The organism is Mesorhizobium sp. M1E.F.Ca.ET.041.01.1.1, from assembly GCF_003997355.1.
Taxonomy (GTDB): domain Bacteria; phylum Pseudomonadota; class Alphaproteobacteria; order Rhizobiales; family Rhizobiaceae; genus Mesorhizobium.
In genome coordinates, this window is record NZ_RZSL01001210.1 from 1 (window position 1) to 568 (window position 568).

Here is a 568-nt window from a genome sequence, read left to right on the forward strand (position 1 = left end):
CTTGACGGCGGCGGCGAGGCGACAGTGAAGAATGGCGTCGCGCTGATCGCGGCGCCGCCGAAAAGCCTGCGCGGCCAGTCGGTCGACATCGCCAGGCTCGACCTGTCGTCGGGGACGGCGCGCCTAACGGTGTCCGGGCCAATCTCTGTCGACGCCGAAGGCCTGATCGACGCTAATCTCACGATCAAGCTCAAGGACCCCAAGGCGGTGGCGGCCATCCTTGCCGGCGCCATTCCCGAGCATAAAAGCGAGATCGAGCAGGGCTTTGCCGGCATTGCCATGCTCGGCAGCGAGCCGTCCATGCCGCTCAAGGTCGTCAAGGGCAAGGCTTCGCTCGGCTTCATCCCGCTCGGCAAGATCAAGCCGGTCGATTAAGGACTGCGATGGCGGGCCCGGTCAAACTGCTCAGCGTCGGCGCATTCACCCTCGACACGATCCTGCGCGTCGACCAGCTTCCCACGCATCAGGGCAAGTTCATCGCCAGCGACGGCGTCCAGATCGCCTCCGGCATGGCGACGAGCGCCGCCTGCGCCGCGCATCGCCTCGGCGCCCACGGGTCGCCTTGGGC

Annotated in this window: 1 protein-coding gene and 1 pseudogene; both read left to right on the forward strand. The window is 67.1% G+C overall.

The annotated features are described in order from the left end of the window. A partial coding sequence (locus EOA38_RS38405; protein ID WP_127301676.1) for a DUF2125 domain-containing protein occupies positions 1–375 on the forward strand: 375 nt, incomplete at its 5' end. A gap of 8 nt (positions 376–383) precedes the next feature. Beyond that, positions 384–568, forward strand: a pseudogene (locus EOA38_RS38410) (sugar kinase); the annotation flags it as partial.